Origin of the sequence: Aliikangiella marina (assembly GCF_007004765.1) — a bacterium.
Lineage (GTDB): Bacteria > Pseudomonadota > Gammaproteobacteria > Enterobacterales > Kangiellaceae > Aliikangiella > Aliikangiella marina.
On sequence record NZ_VIKR01000004.1, the window covers coordinates 40505 to 58415 of the forward strand.

General features: G+C 42.1%; 16 protein-coding genes. 11 read left to right on the forward strand and 5 right to left on the reverse strand.

What is annotated here, in order from left to right; translation table 11 throughout:
* The 4 genes from FLL45_RS14965 to FLL45_RS14980 all read left to right on the forward strand — a co-directional run bounded on the left by FLL45_RS14965 (position 1) and on the right by FLL45_RS14980 (position 4082).
* Positions 1-975 (forward strand): chemotaxis protein CheX, encoded by a 975-nt coding sequence (locus tag FLL45_RS14965; protein WP_142942881.1) that lies wholly within the window; start codon positions 1-3, stop codon positions 973-975.
* Positions 976-1000: 25 nt separating this feature from the next.
* Entirely contained in the window at positions 1001-1366 is a 366-nt protein-coding gene (locus FLL45_RS14970) for a response regulator (RefSeq protein WP_142942882.1), read from the forward strand.
* A 222-nt stretch (positions 1367-1588) separates the two neighbouring features.
* Complete coding sequence (locus FLL45_RS14975) at positions 1589-2503, forward strand: GGDEF domain-containing protein (protein ID WP_142942883.1); 915 nt, start codon at positions 1589-1591, stop codon at positions 2501-2503.
* A gap of 307 nt (positions 2504-2810) precedes the next feature.
* Positions 2811-4082: an HD-GYP domain-containing protein gene (locus FLL45_RS14980; RefSeq protein WP_142942884.1), complete on the forward strand. Its 1272-nt coding sequence runs from the start codon at positions 2811-2813 to the stop codon at positions 4080-4082.
* A 120-nt stretch (positions 4083-4202) separates the two neighbouring features.
* Here FLL45_RS14980 and FLL45_RS14985 read toward each other — a convergent pair whose 3' ends face one another.
* The gene (locus FLL45_RS14985) at positions 4203-5606 is read right to left on the reverse strand and encodes a hypothetical protein (RefSeq protein ID WP_142942885.1); all 1404 of its coding nucleotides are present in this window, start codon (positions 5604-5606) and stop codon (positions 4203-4205) included.
* 202 nt (positions 5607-5808) lie between these two features.
* Between FLL45_RS14985 and FLL45_RS14990 the strand changes: the two genes are divergently transcribed.
* Positions 5809-6294, forward strand: coding sequence for a MarR family winged helix-turn-helix transcriptional regulator (locus tag FLL45_RS14990; protein WP_142942886.1), 486 nt, complete (start codon positions 5809-5811; stop codon positions 6292-6294).
* Positions 6295-6327: 33 nt separating this feature from the next.
* A complete protein-coding gene (locus FLL45_RS14995; RefSeq protein WP_142942887.1) occupies positions 6328-7038 on the forward strand; it encodes a CPBP family intramembrane glutamic endopeptidase in 711 nt (236 codons plus the stop codon).
* A 148-nt stretch (positions 7039-7186) separates the two neighbouring features.
* On the opposite strand, the gene FLL45_RS15000 is transcribed toward FLL45_RS14995, so the two are convergent.
* On the reverse strand, positions 7187-7408 hold the full coding sequence (locus tag FLL45_RS15000; protein WP_210247208.1) for a hypothetical protein: 222 nt from the start codon (positions 7406-7408) through the stop codon (positions 7187-7189).
* A gap of 556 nt (positions 7409-7964) precedes the next feature.
* On the opposite strand from FLL45_RS15000, the gene FLL45_RS15005 reads away from it, so the two are divergent.
* Positions 7965-8720, forward strand: coding sequence for a substrate-binding periplasmic protein (locus tag FLL45_RS15005; protein WP_142942888.1), 756 nt, complete (start codon positions 7965-7967; stop codon positions 8718-8720).
* 42 nt (positions 8721-8762) lie between these two features.
* Here the strand turns inward: FLL45_RS15005 and FLL45_RS15010 are convergent, their stop codons facing one another.
* Positions 8763-9098: a zinc ribbon domain-containing protein YjdM gene (locus tag FLL45_RS15010; RefSeq protein WP_142943324.1), complete on the reverse strand. Its 336-nt coding sequence runs from the start codon at positions 9096-9098 to the stop codon at positions 8763-8765.
* Positions 9099-9262: 164 nt separating this feature from the next.
* On the opposite strand from FLL45_RS15010, the gene FLL45_RS15015 reads away from it, so the two are divergent.
* On the forward strand, positions 9263-9598 hold the full coding sequence (locus FLL45_RS15015; protein ID WP_142942889.1) for a hypothetical protein: 336 nt from the start codon (positions 9263-9265) through the stop codon (positions 9596-9598).
* Positions 9599-9634: 36 nt separating this feature from the next.
* Positions 9635-10237, forward strand: coding sequence for a hypothetical protein (locus FLL45_RS15020; protein ID WP_142942890.1), 603 nt, complete (start codon positions 9635-9637; stop codon positions 10235-10237).
* Between the two features lie 247 nt (positions 10238-10484).
* Here the strand turns inward: FLL45_RS15020 and FLL45_RS15025 are convergent, their stop codons facing one another.
* Both FLL45_RS15025 and FLL45_RS15030 read right to left on the reverse strand, forming a co-directional pair.
* Positions 10485-12593: a molybdopterin-dependent oxidoreductase gene (locus FLL45_RS15025; protein WP_246075840.1), complete on the reverse strand. Its 2109-nt coding sequence runs from the start codon at positions 12591-12593 to the stop codon at positions 10485-10487.
* Between the two features lie 115 nt (positions 12594-12708).
* On the reverse strand, positions 12709-14232 hold the full coding sequence (locus FLL45_RS15030; protein WP_142942891.1) for a LytR/AlgR family response regulator transcription factor: 1524 nt from the start codon (positions 14230-14232) through the stop codon (positions 12709-12711).
* A 170-nt stretch (positions 14233-14402) separates the two neighbouring features.
* Here FLL45_RS15030 and FLL45_RS15035 point away from each other — a divergent pair, with 170 nt between their 5' ends.
* Complete coding sequence (locus FLL45_RS15035; protein WP_142942892.1) at positions 14403-15881, forward strand: alpha/beta hydrolase; 1479 nt, start codon at positions 14403-14405, stop codon at positions 15879-15881.
* A 278-nt stretch (positions 15882-16159) separates the two neighbouring features.
* Positions 16160-17893 carry an alkaline phosphatase D family protein gene (locus FLL45_RS15040; RefSeq protein WP_142942893.1) on the forward strand — a complete coding sequence of 578 codons (1734 nt, stop codon included), beginning with the start codon at positions 16160-16162 and terminating at the stop codon, positions 17891-17893.
* The last annotated feature ends 18 nt before the right edge of the window (positions 17894-17911 follow it).

A 17911-nucleotide genomic window follows, 5' to 3' on the forward strand; every position in this document is an offset into this window, starting at 1 on the left:
ATGACCGATTCTCACGATATCAAGACCAAAGCCCTTATTTTTGAACATGATGGCGAAGCCGATAACATACTCAAAGAACTTTGCCAATCACACTCGATTACGGGACTGAAGGCCTCCAATCCAAGTACGTTCGACTTGTTAAATAGTAATACCGATTTAGGGGCGGTTTTTGTTTCAGACAAATTTATAGTAGAAGACCAGCACGGCGAATCATTAGTGAAAACAATCCATAAACTTAGACCTGAGTTACCCATCTTCTACCGAGTAGAGGACACTAGTTCTGTTAAAGCGCTCACGCCGGGACAAAACGTCTCGTGTGTTTATCAATTAGATAAGTTTGATTGTATCGAACAAACTATTAGCAAGCATATTTTTAGTACTCATTATCCCACCCCATTAGTACAGGGAATGAAAGAGATTTCGTTGGATGCAATTCAGTCAAATATCAGAAACTGTGTCATTGAAATTGACTCACCTTATCTCGTTAAGGACCAAATTATCTATGGCGAGTTGATGAGCCTAATCCCGATCGAAAGTAGTTGGTACCGGGGTTATATGATGTTGCAAACTACGGAAGCTGAAGTTATCAGTATGATTGAAAATGGTATGACGCCACTCAATCCCAAAGACACCGATTTTCGGTTTGTAAATTCGCTTTTAAATGAAATTGCCAATATGATTTGGGGAGGTATCAAGCGTAAGTTTGCAGACAAAGATAACATGCAGGCGGATGATTCCAGTTTAAGAACGCAAGTTCCGATTTCTGTTAATCATTTTCATAAGTATATTTCTTTCGGTACCACCGAGCCGCAACTCTGCTTTCACTATCGGATAAAAAATGAGTTCGATGAAACTCAGTGTGTCGAACTTTATCAGAAATTTGTATTCAACCTAGCCTGGCTTCCGGAAAACTTCCAAGAAACAAACGACACCGTCGAAGAAATGGTTGATTCCGGCGAACTTGAATTATTTTAGAACTGATTAATCAACGGAGATTATAATGGCACAAGTTTTAGTAGTCGATGACTCTGCAACGGTACGCAACGAAGTATCGACATTCTTAAAAAACAATGGTTTCGCAGTCGAAACTGCCGATGATGGAAAACAAGGGCTTGATAAGTTACGCAGTGACTCAGCGATTAAACTCGTCATTTCTGATGTCAATATGCCCAATATGGATGGCTTGACCATGGCTGAAAAAATACGCTCAGAACTAGGTAACCAAACAGTCAATATCATTATGCTGACAACGGAGAGCGATCCTCGAATGAAAGAAAGAGGCAAAGCCGCCGGTGTGAAAGGCTGGATTGTAAAACCATTCAAGGGCGACGCGATTGTTGGTGCGGTTCGTAAGCTCGTCAGTTAGCCGCGTGTAAAAAGCGCTAATCAATCGCAAGCGAGTATGACGTGTAAAATGTCAGTTAATATTTGTCTGCCGAGAGAGTGAGAGTGAGAGTGAGAGTGAGAGTGAGAGTGAGAATTAGGGTTAAGACTAATCCAATTCAACCGAGGTACATTCGGCATTTCAGCGGGCGATTTTCGACTGGCTTATTAATAATGTGAAACGTGTTACTTAACTGATAATTTGATGAACTCAGAGGACCTAAAAAATACCCTTTTAAACTTCGTAAGCAATAGCCAGGATGGTTATGGAATTTACGATGAGAATGACATTCTTATCTATAGTAACGAAAAATTTGCTTCCGTTATGTGCGTCCCAAGAGACAAAATAGTGGGGATGACATTTGAAGATCTCATGCGACATATTTTCACTGTCGGCCAAGGTATCAATATTGAAGCAGACAATATTGAAAGTTGGCTCGAGTATGTAAGAGGTGTTCGACGCTCTCGCAAGTTCCGTTTATTTGAAGTGGATTTTACAGATGGTCGATGGTTTTTATTCTCCGAACAAATCGATGATAAAGGCCAGATGTTAGTCCAACTAAAGGATATGACTAAACAAAAGTTACTTGAGAAAGGTCTAGAGTCTTCAGTAGAAAACCTCAAAGAGATTGCACTTACCGATGAGCTGACGCGAGTGGCGAACCGAAGAAGTTTTGTCACCTCAGTCAATACAGAATTAAGTCGATGTCGGCGAACGGGAGCCAGTATGTCGTTTCTTATATTTGATTTAGATTATTTTAAAAATATTAACGATACTTATGGCCATCCGATAGGTGACAAAGTTCTCATTCACATTACCCAGCTAATCAGCAAATCACTTAGAGCATACGATATTTTAGGTCGTATCGGCGGCGAGGAGTTTGGTGTGTTTCTAAGCAATACGCCGACAGACGAGGCTTATGAGATCGCTGAAAGAATACGTCAAACTATCGCTGAAAGTCCGCTCTTTTACGAAGCGACAATGATATCCCTATCGACTTCTATTGGTTTAACGACCAAAGGTTGTAATGCGCGTTTTGAGGAACTGTATCAAGAAGCCGACCAGGCGCTTTACTCGGCCAAAGAGGGTGGCCGAAACCAAGTTGTTGTTTACCGATAGCGCCGAAATAGGCTACTGTCTTTGCTCTGCCCTTCTCTATGTGAGCACAATCGTATTTGAGTCAGCACAATAGCGTTTAGAAACCACGATGGCGCAGATAATGGTTAAATAGATACCCTTTACCGATAAGCCATGCGTAAGCCATCAATAAGCCCCATTCGCGCCCTAAAAGCGAACCAAAAGTCATTCAATTTCAATTAGTAATACTCGCTAGGTAGTCTAAACTTAGATAATTACCGCGATTTGTTGCTATTTTTCGGCATTTTCGCGTATATCACTCTAAATACCCTATCAGAGCACTAATTGAATGAGTAAAAGCGTCCCGTTAGATCAGTTAGAAGCAGTACCGGAATCGTTATTGGAAGTGGGTAAATCCTTACCCTATGATCTGTATAACGCCCGCGGAAATTTCCTTTCAGCGCAAAACTATATCTTTAGAAATGAGATGGAAGTCGCAATGGTGCTTAATGCCAAACCAATGCGTCTGAAGCTCGACGAACCAACTATAAAAACTCAGAATTCAGAAGAACTGTTCGATGACACAGTCGGTGGGGAAAAAACCGACTCGGATGATAACTTTGACGCTTTTGATGACAGTCTAGCAGGTACCGGTTCAGTCGAGCTAGCATTCGATGACTCGAGTCAGCCTGAAGCCAAAAAGTTGAAGTTTGATTATACCGTGATTGAAGGCACACAAGAACTCATCAACTTATTTCCTAAGTTGTTTAGAGCGATTCACGATGACAAGGAACTCGCGATTAAACTGCTGAAAAAAATGGAAGACATACTCTTTCATGTCATCGCTATCGACTATGATGCTGCAATTGGCGTCGTTCATATGACGGAGATTAAGACTCAAGCTGAACATTGTGTTTTCGCTGCGATATTAGCAGCGATTTATTCAAGGACAATTGGCTATCCCGATCGATTCGTCAGATTGGTTGCAAACTCAGCGATTTGTATGAATATGGGAGCGATCAAATTACACCATCAATTGAATTCGGAAGATTCGGAACTTAGTGAAGATATGTTGTCTGAAATTCGTCGCCATTCTGAAGAAACCGTGAACTTAATTGCGGAAGTTGGAATCCGGCATCCCACTATCAAGAATGCAATTTTACATCATCACGAAAGACCAGATGGTTCTGGCTATCCACTCGGATTACACAGTGTTGAAATACCGGATGAAGCCTTGATCATTGGCATTGTCGATACTTACCTCGCGATGATTGGACCAAGGGCTTATCGCAAGAAAATACAACCCAAAGAAGCGCTCAAGGCAGTACTTTTCGAAGGTCACAAATACGATAGTGATTTTTATACTTCATTTATAAAAGCCATTGGGGTTTTTCCTGCAGGAACTTTCCATGAATTAACGAATGGTGATATTGTTGTGATCGCGCGGCGCGATCCCGAGCATTCGACAAAACCAGTCGTTTGCCGATTAAAATCGGCCGAAGGTTACATCGAAAACACATTAAAATTCAGAAAACTTGCGGCAACAAAACAAACAGTTAAGGCGCCTTTTGCTAATGGTATGTCACTCGGTATTCGGCCTACCGATCTTTGGAAGAGCTGATTAAAAAGGCAAGACTAAAACAATGACACTTGAAATCAGGTTTCAATCATTATAAAAAAAGCCCACACATTGGCGGGCTTTAAATAGAACGTTTAACTTGCTTACTGCTCAGTTAACGGATTAATCGACTGTCGTTTCAAACGCGCCAACCCAATCGACTGACTGCATGGTTTCATGAATCGTCTCCATTCGACCTTTGGCATCTTCGTCACAACTTAAGTGTCCGAACGCCTGCGAGTTGTAGTAGACATACGCTGGATTGGGTTTTATCGTTTCCCAAGCGGTTTCTGCTTTTGTCGCAAGCCGCTGTTTCATAGCCTGTTCCAAGTCCTCATTATAATCGACATCCACGTAGGCAACATTTGACAATAACACTGCACCGAAAGACTTAGCATCATCAGTGTCTTCTTCTTGGTAAGCCGATGAATAGCTGGCGAAATACCAACATCGCGTCTTCGAGGGATCGAGTAGTGGTGGTTCACTGTTTACCACAGAAGATTCCGGACTTGACTCTCCAGCGCTAGGCGAATCTTCATCGACTAAGCCGCTCGCAGCTGCAGCTCCAGGAGCGGCAGTAACCGCAGAATCTCCCACAGACGCGACGATCGCGCCAGATTCAACACCAGGCTCTGCTTGTGGAGACTGTGCCTGAGCAGTTTGTTCAGCTTGCGCTTGAGTCGTTTGCGCTGCCCCAGGTACGGTGCTTTGAGGCGGTAATTGCTGGACTATCTGCTGGAGCTGTTGTTGTTCTGCTAGTTTCTCTTCAGCTTGCTGTTTTTCTCTATCAAGCCTTGCTTGTTCAAGTCGTTCTTGCTCGGCTCTTTGCTCAGCCAAACGAGCCGCTGCTTGTTTATCTTTTTCAGCCTGCGCTTGTCTCGCTCTTTGCTGATTCTCAAGGCGGGTACGTTCCGCGTTTGCGACCGCATTGTTAGCTGATGGCCATTGGGCATTACTATCAAACTGACCATTAGTCGCAACTTGCGAACGAGGCTTCACTTGTTGGTTTCCACTAAACTCAAAGTTTGATTTAATTTGTGAACCAAATTTCATCAAAACGATTTTTAAATTCGTCGCTTTTTCAAAGTAGAATGTAATAAACGACAAGTTTCCAACCGTTTTCGGATTCACTCGGTCGTAAGTAAGATTAGATTCAACCACACATTTTTCAATAATATCGCCGATAATATTGAGGTTTCTAGCTGACTCTTCTTTGTCCGAATTTCTCCAATCGCACATATAAGAGAATTTATCTCGCCCCTGCGTCCAGGTAGCTTGACAGCGATCTGCTGAGGGAAGCTTCAATAATGTATCAACATTGTCTTGTCCACCTTGCGAAGCAGGCGCGAGCTGAAGATTATAGCGACGGGTGTCAATGATCTGCGCATACTTATTTGTCTTTGCTTTCAATACTTTGGCGACTTCCTCACACTGCTCATTGAAACCGTGAACCGTGCTAGACGCCATAGCGAAACCAACAATCGACAAACTAGAAACTAAATTTTTGAAATATTTCAGTACTACCATTTTTCTAAAACTGTCTCTTCCAATTATCCGATAAAAAAACCGGCGTATTGTATCACACAGAAAAACTGGTCAGACATGTTTTTTGGTTATTTTTCACACAAACTTCTTGAATCCAGCAAATTTTTATACAAGCACTTGTATATCTCACCAAGAAATACTAATATATATACAAGTACTTGTGTATGTTTATGAGAACCAACTGATGCAAACACCATATTTTGAACAACTTGGCGACGCATACTTAGCTCACTTCTGTCGGCGTTTAGCCGATTTAATTATCGAACAAGGGTCTGGAATGCTTCAAGAAATGGGGTTGAAAACGCCAACAACGGCTATTTCAGCCCTCATTTATTTATCTGAACACCAGGAGGTGACTGTTGCCCAGTTAGCTGAATCTCTGGGAGTGACTCATCAAATGGGAACGCAAAGAGTTAACCTCCTAGAAAAGCTCGGGCTGATTACTCGTACCGACTCTTTGGTCGATAAGCGTGCTAAGCAAATTATTCTAACCTCATTAGGTCAATCAGAAGTTGAACAGTTACTGCCATTTACTGAAAAGTTTAATCGAGTTTTCAAAAGTATTAACGAAGAGATGGGATGTAATCTAAGTCAATTAATCCGCAAAACTGAAGTTGCTTTACAAAACGACCCTTTAAAAGATCGCTTCAAACGCTTATCCGATAAATAGCAAAATTTTCAAACACACAACTGAGAAAAACCTATGCTTACCGCAAAAACTTCGGTGCAGAAACGCGCCGCAACCGATTTAATACTGGTGCTTACGACCTTATTCGCAAGTAAGTACTTTTTACTCCAGTTTACCAGTTTGTGGACTTTCGCAGGGCCAATTTCACTGCTCGCCAGCTTGGGCGTTGCCAACTGGCGTTTAAAACTTAACGAAGAAAGTTGGCGAGCCCTCGGCTTTGCCCAAGACCAATCAATAATTAAACTCGTGTCATGGACAGTTTTTGCTTTAATCATCACCATTATCATCGGTATGATTTCTGGGCAATTAGCGGAAAGCTTCTTCAATTCTCAGAGCGTGAATCAAAACGAGTTTAATCAAGTAATGGAAGGCCGCTTCGATAATTTACCCGGTAACCTACCGATTTACCTATTTTGGCTATCGATCGGATGGATAATTGGTGGGTTTACAGAAGAGCTCCTATTCAGAGGATTTTTAATTAATCGATTTGAAAGTTTACTAAAGCAACTTCCGTTTGCAATAGGATTTGCAGTTGTAATCCAAGCCGTCATTTTCGGCCAACAACATTTCTACTACCAAGGTATCGCGGGAGCAATAGCCACAGGAACAATTGCAATAGCATCAGGCGCTATTTACGTGTTTTGCAAACGACGACTTTGGCCTCTTATTTTATCTCATGGGATTGCTAACACCCTAGGTATGTCAATTATTTATCTCGGTAATTAGTGCTACCAACTATTCAGGACGAGAAAATTTAAGCGGAAAGTTTTAGACAGTCAATTAACGAAGTAGCCCCATCGCGCGACTGTCAATCAAGCTTTTGTTGTAAACAAAAAAAGAGAGTCGCCTTTCGAATGGGGTTTATAAGTTTCTGTTAATAGTAACGGCGAGAGTATCGCTCTCTGGGTTTGATAGGCGCTAACAATAGATAGAATACCCATGCGAACCAAGTAATAAAGATTGTCGCTAAGATCCATGCAGCTTTCTCTTTACCTGAAGTTTTATCGGATATCGCTATTAGGAAAATGGGTAATACCCATACAGCGAAGCAAAACATCATAAAAAATAATGCAAAAATACCTTCGAAAAAATCCATTATGCTCTCCCGTCTATCCAGCAAAAACACTTAGCTCTAAAAAGAACTCTACAGCTCACTAACTATTGACCTTAATTAGAGGATTGCAAATTACGGGCCACTATATTATTACAATTAAATCAATCAGTTACACATCCGAATAGAATTTAACGTGCCGGATTCACCAATATTTTGGTTAAATTAACCAAGCTTTTTCAAAAAGTTATTTACGCTTCGTTTCATTTGTGTCATCCATTGAAGGCGTAAAAAATCCTTTCTGTTTTTGAGACTTTAATAGCTGTTCCAATCTCAGCCATATCAGTTTTTCTAATCGCAACTCGACTTAATTCTAAACGCTGAGAGTTTAAGACTTCACCTGGGTAAGAAGACTCAGTGAGAAAATTACTCTATACTATCTCTATTAGCTATGTTTCACTCAATTGGCGAAGTCTTGCCTACTTAGTTGATTTTCACGACGTCGAAGAGCTATATACAGTGACTTTATCGAGTGACTTTATCGATAAACTGCACCGAACCAATATATCGAATAACAATAAAAGAGCCAGTAGTATTATTAATGAAACGCCTAGCCATAATAATTTTCGCCATCTTGAATTTAAGCTGCTTTGCAAAATTTACATTTTCTAAAGAATCCGATGTAAAACTAAAAGTAGTTACTGAACTACTAGCGCCGTATCAAACAATTGACAAAGCGGGCAACCTTAGTGGATATGCTGTTGAAATTGTCGAGGCACTATTAGCTGATGCTAACATCACTGCTGAAATAGAAATGTTTCCTTGGGCTAGGACATTTAAAATTGCTTCTGAAGATAAAAATGTACTTATTTTTACTTTAGCAAGACATCCTGAGAGAGAGTCTCACTTTCTTTGGCTTGGACAAATTCACCAGGAAACTTACACACTCTTAAAAATAAAACAAAACTCTGCCGTTAGCATTAACTCCATTGATGATGCAAAACGATATGCCATTACCATTCCTGAAGATTCTGTCGGTGATCACTTATTGACTCAACTAGGTTTTACCAATCTCGAGAGGACTAGTGGATTTGAACAGTGCATTAAAATGGTTTTGACCGGCAGAGCCGATCTGGTCTTAGCGTCAGATTATGCCCTTAGACACGATATGACGACACCAGAATACACGAGTAAAAACTTAACCGTTGCTTTTGAAATGAGTGGTCAGTCTTCAGGACTTTACATTGCGATGAGCAAAGATTCATCACCGCAATTAGTGAAAAAATTAACAAACTCGTTTCGACGCTTGCAGGCAGAGGGTTTGATTGATTCCTTAAAATCAAAATGGAAAATTTAAACACCTAGACTATTTAATCGAGTCTTTGTGTCGTTCTACACTCTAAACTTTTTTAACGTACTTAGCTGTCACCATAATTTCTCCCACACCAGAAAACTTACAGTCAAGCTCATGATCTTTCGACTCCACTATTTTTCTGATCGTCGTTTTGCTCCCTATCTTTAGTCCTTGTGAAGCACCTTTAACTTTAAGATCTTTAATAAGCGTTACTTTATCACCAACACGCAGCACTGTTCCATTAGCATCCTTTACGATGAATTCATTTTCGTCAGTCATTTCGGCAGGGTTCCACTCATAGCCACACTCAGGACAAACCAAGTACGCCTGATCTTGATAGGCATAATTCGAACTACATTTTGGGCAAGCGGGAATCGACATCATTTTTTTCTTAATACAATTAACAATACAATTAATGACAGTCACTATATCGACAATCACTGACCTCCGCAATCATTGATGTCTCAACGGTTGAAGTGTTTATCTCGCCTACTCTCATTATCCTCCACACTTCATAATGGGCTCACATTCATTTGAGGATCATTATGGCAATTAAACGCAGCGAGCTGATTGACGCTGAAAACGCTGGTTACTATCACCTGATTTCTAGATGCGTCCGGCGTGCTTTCTTGTGCGGTGTTGATGAAATAACCGGGGCTTCTTACGAACATCGTCGAGCTTGGATTGAGCAGCGGATACTTGCACTCGCCCGTATCTTTTCAATTGAAGTCTATAGCTATGCGGTGATGCATAACCACTATCATCTAGTTGTTTACTCAGATCCACTCGCTCCCCAAAAATGGACTGATCAAGAGGTCGCTGAACGTTGGTTAAACCTATTTCCGGGCAAGCTGAATAACCCAAAACTAAGACTACAATGAGAACTTAAATTACAAGCGATTATCAACGATAAAGCTTTGTTAGCTGAGTACCGTTTAAGACTAGGCTCTTTGTCTTGGCTTATGCGATGCATTAATGAACCAATCGCCAAACGCAGTAATCGAGAAGATTGCGTCAAAGGACACTTCTGGGAGTCTCGCTTCGCTTCACAAGCATTGCTGGATGAAGCCGCAGCATTAACCTGTATGGCGTATGTCGATCTTAACCCTATCAGAGCTGGTGTCACAGATAAATTAGAAGACTGCGAGTACACGAGTATCCAAACTCGACTGAGCTCAATCAACGAAGAGGTTTTACAACAAACCATTAAATCCATTGCGGGGAAAATAAGAGAGCGGACTATGACTCTCTCACTTAAGCGCTATATCGAGCTAGTTGAGTGGACAGGGAAATCCATTGTTTATCCTGGAAAGGGAAAAGTACCTTCTCACATTATCCCCGTTTTAGAACGGCTCAATATCAACCAAGACAACTGGCTTAAGCAGGTTGATGGGTTCGGTCGCAACTATTATCGAGTTGTTGGTCCAGCCCAGTTGCTACAAAGGTACACCGAGCGATTTAAGCTTAATTGGGTAAAAGGCGTATCGGCTGTTCGTTCATTGTATTTATCCCCGACTTAATAAAACACCTCTCCTAAGACTCATATCATTTCGATTTTGAAAGGACCAGTCGTGTCCGAGAAATCCTTAAATGACTGGTAACTGCTTAAAATAGAATTTAACGAACGTAAACTACCGGTGTTTTCGACCTACCAAATTCAATCCAAGCAAAATACTGACAACCCTGTGAGATATTAACCAAATAATGACTGTCACTTTATTGTCACTTTATTCACAACCAAATAGTGACTGTCACTTTATTCAGCAATCATGCAGGAATAATTTTCACTCGCGTTCCATTAAACGCAGCATTACCCGTTAATTCATCAATGCGTTGCGGATCAGTAATATCATTAATACTAATACCCGGTTGTTTTGCCGCAATGGTCATTTTTGTGTCGCTCTTACCATGTCCCCATCCTTGTGGAATACTTATAACTCCCTTTCCCATATCAGGCGTCAGCTCAGCAGGTAATGTGATTTCGCCATTTCGCGAGATGACTTTCACTAACTGTCCTGATTTTATTGTTAACGATGCTGCATCATCCTCGTTAATTTGTACCGTACAAGGATTTTTTCCCTTAACCAATCGCCACGAATTTTGTGTCCAAGTGTTATGACTTCGTACTAGCCTTCGGCTGATTAATCTAAAAGGAAACTCTCTGCTTGCTTCTTTTTCATTATCAAAAAATGAAGTTAGCCGTGGTAAATCATTAATATAGAATTCAGGCGCTAATTTAATTAAACCATCGTCAGTCATTAAGCGCCGCTTTAAGCAAGGTTGTAAAGGTCCTAAATCGAGTCCATGTGGATTTTCTTTCAGCTTTTGAACGTTTACCTGACTTTCTTTATAGGCACTAAAGCTTAGCATTTTTTCAAGAATTACCTCTGGGCTCGCGCCATTATCGACTGTCCCAGTCAGTCTGAGGGTTAACTCCTTAAGAATTTCCCAATCTTTCTTTTGTTGACCTTTGGCTTCGAACAATGCTGGCGAGTATTTCGCCGTATTGCGCACAGCAAATGCGTTAAAGAACACATCATACTGCTCAATTTCCAGTCCCGTAGCAGCCGGTAAAATAATATCTGCATGCCGAGTCGTTTCGTTAAGATAAATATCGACCGAAACCATAAACTCGAGTTTTGCAAAAGCTTCATTTAATCGATTTCCACCGGGGCTTGATAAAACAGGATTACCTGCAATCGTAATTAATGCTTTAATTTGTCCTTCACCCTGCGTATTAATTTCGTCTGCTAAAGTCGCAACCGGAAACTCACCGTTAAAATAAGGTAGCCCTCTAACGCGAGATTGATAGCGGTTATATGAGTTCTTTTTACCTTTTTTTCCCGCCAATAAATCAAAAGCCGGTAAGGGAAACATCGCCCCTCCTCGACTATCAAAATTCCCGGTAAGAATATTGAAGGCATTTGTTAACCATTGACACAAACCTCCAAAAGATTGAGTCGACGCCCCCATTCGACTGTAACATACTGCACTAGGTGCTTCGGCCATTTCAATGGCTAATTGGCGAATCGCTGAGGCTTCAATGCCAACCCGATTAGCAACTCCTTCAGGGGAAAAATACTCCACTGCTGATTGTAAAGCCTCAATATCCGTTATCAATTCACTCAAGTGACCCAACGATATTTTTTCTTCACTGAATAGTACGTTTATCATTGCCAACAATAGCAACGCATCAGATTCAGGATTTATAAAAAAATGTTGATCGGCAAGTTTTGCGGTTTCTGTTTTTCGCGGATCGATCACAACGATTTTACCACCCCTGTCTTGAATCGCGAGCAAACGTTTTTTAATATCCGGCGCAGTCATCATACTACCGTTGGAAACCAAAGGATTGCCCCCAACTATCAACATGAAATCTGTGTGATCGATATCAGGCACCGGAATCAACATCCCTGCGCCCAACATAAAATTTGCAGCAACATGATGCGGTAATTGATCAGCTGACGCCGAGCTGTAGCGGTTTATAGTCCCTAAGGCTCGTAAAAAAGGGGGTAAAAACGTGGCACTGCCGAGGTTGTGCGCGTTGGGATTACCAATATAGCTAGCTAAAGAATTAGGTCCATATTGCGCTTGTATCTTTTGAAATTTACTGACGACCTCATCAAACGCTTCCTCCCATGATATCGCCTGCCAAGTTCCATCAACTTTCTTCAAAGGCGTTTGCAATCGCTCTGGATCTTGGTGGTAATCTTGTAGCGCAATAGCCTTGGGACATAAATGCCCTCGACTAAAAGGATCTTGCTTGTCACCCTTAATTGCAATCACTTCGCCATCAGCGTGATGAATTTCTAATCCACACATAGCTTCACAGATATTGCAATTACGATAATGGACCTGAGACGTCTTCATTGGCATTTATTTTCATTTATTATTAACGAGCAGCCAGATTAAAACGCAGCCAACCTTTTGACAAGTTTAGCTTGAGATATTCAGGAAAATTGCGGCTCATTTTTTGAGTGGTGGAGACTCACTAAGCCATCGCCGTTCTGACTTCTGGCAACAATCGTCGGCTCACAGGTACCCTGCTTCCGTCAAGTAGTATGAGACACCCACTTCCGCCCTCAGAACGCAAACTCGCGACCTTATCCAGATTAACAAGATACGAGCGGTGTACTCTTAAAAATGTGTTGGGTAGTTCACCTTCTAACTTTTTAAGCGTTCCACTAAATAACTTTTGTCGATTGTCACCCAGAAACAACTCGGCATAATCTCCCGACGCCTGACAATAGTTGATATCATCGGTAGAAACTTTATCAACTGTGTTTGCACTGTGCAAAGTAATAAATTCAGGCGATTGTTGCTGATTCGCTTGTGCTAATTTAAATTCCAGCTTTGCAACTTGCTTTTCTTCCGCCCGGCGCTGCTCTTGCTCTTTGGTATAATCTCGAGCTTGCTGAATAAACAAATAACATAAAAGTAAGGTAATTATCACGTATAGAATAAGTTCATGAAAATAGCCCAAGGTCAGGAGTACTGTAATCAAAAACGCCAAAAACACCGAGAAATAACCCAATAGACGAAATTCTTTGGTTTGTATCGCGCGGATGCCAACGATAATGGTTGCAACCAAGCTCGGTACAAATATCGCCAACGTCGTTTTACCATCAAATCCCGGAACCAATGAAATCGCAATAATCGTCGATATCACCCCACCATAAAACCAGTGCCAAGGATTTGATCGCACAAATTTGTGGGCAATAAACCCTAAGATTAAACTTCCAAAAGTGAAAGCAAAACTGGTAATAGCCACTAGCCTTAGGTCATGAGTCGGATAAGCATAGGAAAGGATCCCGCGAGATGCCTCTGCAAACAACTGCGCCGCAGCAATGAAAGCCATTAAAGCGAGCAGAGCGGAGGTTCTTCGCTGTAACGGATTGAAACTTAAAATGCTAAAATATAGTCCACCGAGTAACAAAGCCCCCAATAAAACGAGCGCGAGCTGACTGTTTTGTTGAATAAAATCACTGGGCTTTCCATAGGTGGCTAGGCCAACAAAATGAATTGAGCGATGAAGGTCTAAGTATCCATGATGTGATGAGAAATGAATTAATAGTTGATTCTTTCCTGGCTTTAATAATCGTGTGGGCAAATAAAAGCCAACATCCATTTTGCCGATAACTTCGTTTTCTGCCAGAGCTGATGGATGACCGTTACTGCCAATCAATTCGCCATTTAAATACACCTGGCTCGATGCTTTCGCAAATACATAAACCGCGAAAGGCGCTTCGATAGCCTTAGGAATAGCCTCACCGTCAAAATCAATTCTTAGCCAGAGTGACTTTCCTTGCGGATCGAATGCAGTGAAATTTCTTACTCGACAATTTTCCGCATGAAAGGATGCTTCATCCCCAGACTCTAAAACGTCAGTACATTGGTAGGTATTGCCGCTTTGAATCAGCGAGTACATAGTGTTCGCGTGGGTAGTTTCGGCGGTGAAAATTAAAACGACCAATAAGCCGAGCATACCCGCTACATGATTAAGATTTAAGTCCATAATGAATATTAGCTGATTCCATTACCCCAAAAACGACTTACCGTTTACCGAAAGATTCCTACCGATAAACCTGCTAAGCCATAAAACACAAGCCTTCCACCGAAGAAGTATCGCTTGCCAAGGGCGTTTTATATTTAAATAGCCCCAAGCAAACACAACAGGAGCATTTTATGCGAAGCATGCGTATTTTGACAGTCATCGTGATGACTAGTGCATCTATTTTAACCCTCATGACAGCATCGGCGAAGAGTAGCAATCAAGCCGAAACAACCTACGGAAACGAAAAAGCTATCGAGTTTACGGCTAATGACGGTCAAAAAACCGCGGCTTTCCAAGGTTCAATTCGGGTACCGGAAAACCGTCATGATAAAAACTCAAAAACCATTGAAGTTGGCTATGTTCGCTTTCCCGCCACCGGCGTTAAAAATGGCTCACCCATTATTTATTTAGCCGGTGGTCCAGGCGGTTCAGGAATCGGTACAGCTAAATGGCGTCGATTTCCTTTATTTATGGCTATGCGTGAATTCGGTGATGTCATTGCACTTGATCAACGTGGTACCGGAGTATCAACCAAGGCACCGGAATGCATTTCTGACCAAACTGTCGCACACACCCAAAAAATCACCATGGCAGAGCTGACTAAAAAATATCGCCTCGCAGGAAAAAACTGCCTTCAATTTTGGCGGTCTAAAGGCTTTGATCCGCTGGGTTACACAACCCTGCAAAGTGCTCACGACTTAGACGACTTGAGAAAGCACTTACAAGCCGACAAAGTTACTTTATGGGGAATATCCTATGGAAGTCATCTTGCTTTTGCCGCAATGAAAATTATGGAGTCAAAAATCGACAAAGTCATTCTCGCTAGCGCAGAAGGCCTCGACCAGACGGTCAAATTGCCCGCGAGAACCTTCGCCTACTTTCAGCGTGTACAACAAGTCATCGACCAACAGCCGCTATTGAAAAAGCAATTCCCTGATGTTATCGCGATGATCAAACGGGTAAACAACAAGCTTGAAGAGTCGCCAATAATGATAAACATTCCTCGCAAAGATGGCGGAAAGTTAGCACTACTGTTCCAAAAAGGTCATATGCAAATGATTGCCTCAATGATGATCGCCGATCCTGGTCAATACCTAGCCATGCTACTCAACATCTATCAGGGACTCGAAAGAGATGATACGCAATTACTTTCTGCCGTACTACAACGCGGTATGTTCAACGATAACCGCATAAAATTTAACCTAATGCCATTTGCCATGGACGTCGCCTCAGGAATTTCCGGCGAAAGGTTATCACTAGTTAATCAGCAGGCCAAAGATAGTTTATTAGGGGATATGCTCAACTTTCCGATGCCACATTTAAACCAGATCGCATCAAACCTGGATCTCGGGGATAGTTTTCGTCAGCCAGCGGTGAATAACATCCCTACCTTGTTATTTACCGGCACTCTTGACGGTCGAACCTATGTCGAAGGACAAAAAGAAGCGGTGAGAGGCCTTAATAACTTAACTCATATCCTGGTCGAGAATGCCGGCCATAATTTATTTACTGCGTCTCCCAATGTTCTTGAGGCAATGCAATTATTCATGCGCGACCAAAAGATTGAGACCAAGACTATTAAAACTCCCCTACCGCAACTCAAGTTATAATCGGTTAATCGCCTCGCATTAATTCTTAGCTACTCAATCCACAGTTTTAGTTATTCACAAAAACTGTGGATAAAGCTGTCAGTAACTAAAGGAAAGTTTAATCCAAGTCAGGAATTTCGCGTCACGAGATATTTAGCACAAAATTCGATCGAATCATGACAGCAAAAATTATCGTGCCATCGTTAGGCTAATTATTTCATTGAGTTGAAATAATTCATTCACATCCATGTCATCCAAAAATCCTACGTTGGCCCATTATTTTGAATTTGGAGCTAAAAATGACAAAAATTACTCGACGCCAATTCGTTCGCAATACCATGGTTGGTATGGGCGGTGTGGTTGTATCTGCCGGTTTAGCAACTACAATGACTGGTTGTGCTTTAGACGAACTCAACAAAGCCCGTTTTATGCATGGCGTTGCTAGTGGTGATCCGCTCACCGACCGGGTTATTCTTTGGACACGTGTCACACCGCAAGAGGAACATATCGACAAGGTTAGAGTGTATTGGGAAGTATCAAAGGATGAACATTTTCGTAAAATGGTCGTCACAGGTACAGCGATTACTCATGTCGATAAAGACTTCACCCTAAAAGTAGACATCGTCGGCCTCAAACCGGGACGAAAATATTTCTACCGTTTTAAAACCGTTAATCACGTATCACCAGTCGGCACAACGAAAACGATTGCCTCGAAAGATGTTGAGCAAGTGAAGTTTGTTGTTGTTTCTTGCTCAAATTACCCAGCCGGCTATTTCAATGCTTATCAACAAGCCAGTCAACTCGAAGATATCGACGCCTCACTCCATTTAGGTGATTATTTATACGAATATGCGCGCGGTGGATACGCGAGCGAGGACGCGGCAGCTCTTGGCCGAGAGGTGTTACCCGACGGCGAACTGCTGACGGTTAACGATTATCGTCAGCGCTATGCCCAATATCGAACCGACCCAGACTTGCAAGCATTTCACCAGGCGTTTCCGATGATTGCTGTCTGGGACGACCATGAAGTCGCTAACGATACCTGGAAAGAAGGTGCCGAAAACCATGATGATGCAACAGAAGGCGACTTCTTCGCTCGCCTACAAGCAGCCCTTCAAGCATACGCAGAGTGGATGCCAGTACGACCCAGAGTTGACACTGATGTCGCCTCCCTTTATCGCAGTTTCCAGTATGGTAATTTGGTTAACTTGATGATGCTAGATACCCGCTTGGTCGGCAGAGATAAGCAGCTATCATTAACAAACTACTTTGACGCCGCAGGCAACTTTGACATTCAAAGCTACTTCAGCGATATCAATAACCCTAACCGAACTTTACTCGGTACTAATCAACTCACTTGGTTAACCCAACAATTAGCAAGTGACGCAAAATGGCAAGTGTTGGGACAACAAGTTTTGATGGGGAAAATGGAATTGCCTGGCGCCATTGCGACCGCACAACTGACCATACCAGAGTTTGCAGAACTCGCAGCGATAGCGCAACTTGCTCAAACTAATCCTGGAGCGCTTACGCCAGAACAACTGCAATTGCTTCAGGAAAAAGGCGCTCTACTGCAACTGCCAAGCCTTCCTTATAACCTCGATGCTTGGGACGGTTATCCGGTTGAGCGAGAACATATTCTCCAAACCGCGCGAGCTAACCAATCCAACCTCGTCGTACTCGCCGGTGATACTCATAATGCCTGGGCAAACAATCTAGTCACTCAAGCGGAACAAGCTTCTGTTGGGGTAGAGCTAGCAACTGCGAGTATTTCATCACCAGGATTAGAGTCATTCTTGGGTCTTGATACACCTCAAGCCGTGCTGCAAACCGAAGCAGGCGTAGTCCAACTCATTGAAAACCTGCAATACGCAAACTTCTCTGATCGTGGCTTCTTGACCGTAACCTTCAGCCAAGATCAAGTCACTTCCAATTGGACCTATATCAGCGATATAAAGTCCAAGGACTTTACCGTGTTAGCGGCGAGAAACAAGCAGATAGTGGTCACTGACGGCAGCAACCAAATTGCTTAATTAGCATTAACACTGAGA

Bases quoted from the DNA above. Each gene is read 5' to 3' on its own strand.
- FLL45_RS14990 (WP_142942886.1), top strand. From the start codon at position 5,809: ATGCAAACACCATATTTTGAACAACTTGGCGACGCATACTTAGCTCAC.
- FLL45_RS15005 (WP_142942888.1), top strand. From the start codon at position 7,965: ATGAAACGCCTAGCCATAATAATTTTCGCCATCTTGAATTTAAGCTGC.
- FLL45_RS14970 (WP_142942882.1), top strand. From the start codon at position 1,001: ATGGCACAAGTTTTAGTAGTCGATGACTCTGCAACGGTACGCAACGAA.
- FLL45_RS14980 (WP_142942884.1), top strand. From the start codon at position 2,811: ATGAGTAAAAGCGTCCCGTTAGATCAGTTAGAAGCAGTACCGGAATCG.
- FLL45_RS14995 (WP_142942887.1), top strand. From the start codon at position 6,328: ATGCTTACCGCAAAAACTTCGGTGCAGAAACGCGCCGCAACCGATTTA.
- FLL45_RS15025 (WP_246075840.1), bottom strand. From the start codon at position 12,593: ATGCCAATGAAGACGTCTCAGGTCCATTATCGTAATTGCAATATCTGT.
- FLL45_RS15000 (WP_210247208.1), bottom strand. From the start codon at position 7,408: ATGGATTTTTTCGAAGGTATTTTTGCATTATTTTTTATGATGTTTTGC.
- FLL45_RS15030 (WP_142942891.1), bottom strand. From the start codon at position 14,232: ATGGACTTAAATCTTAATCATGTAGCGGGTATGCTCGGCTTATTGGTC.
- FLL45_RS14985 (WP_142942885.1), bottom strand. From the start codon at position 5,606: ATGGTAGTACTGAAATATTTCAAAAATTTAGTTTCTAGTTTGTCGATT.
- FLL45_RS14975 (WP_142942883.1), top strand. From the start codon at position 1,589: ATGAACTCAGAGGACCTAAAAAATACCCTTTTAAACTTCGTAAGCAAT.
- FLL45_RS15015 (WP_142942889.1), top strand. From the start codon at position 9,263: ATGGCAATTAAACGCAGCGAGCTGATTGACGCTGAAAACGCTGGTTAC.
- FLL45_RS15040 (WP_142942893.1), top strand. From the start codon at position 16,160: ATGACAAAAATTACTCGACGCCAATTCGTTCGCAATACCATGGTTGGT.
- FLL45_RS15035 (WP_142942892.1), top strand. From the start codon at position 14,403: ATGCGAAGCATGCGTATTTTGACAGTCATCGTGATGACTAGTGCATCT.
- FLL45_RS15010 (WP_142943324.1), bottom strand. From the start codon at position 9,098: ATGTCGATTCCCGCTTGCCCAAAATGTAGTTCGAATTATGCCTATCAA.
- FLL45_RS14965 (WP_142942881.1), top strand. From the start codon at position 1: ATGACCGATTCTCACGATATCAAGACCAAAGCCCTTATTTTTGAACAT.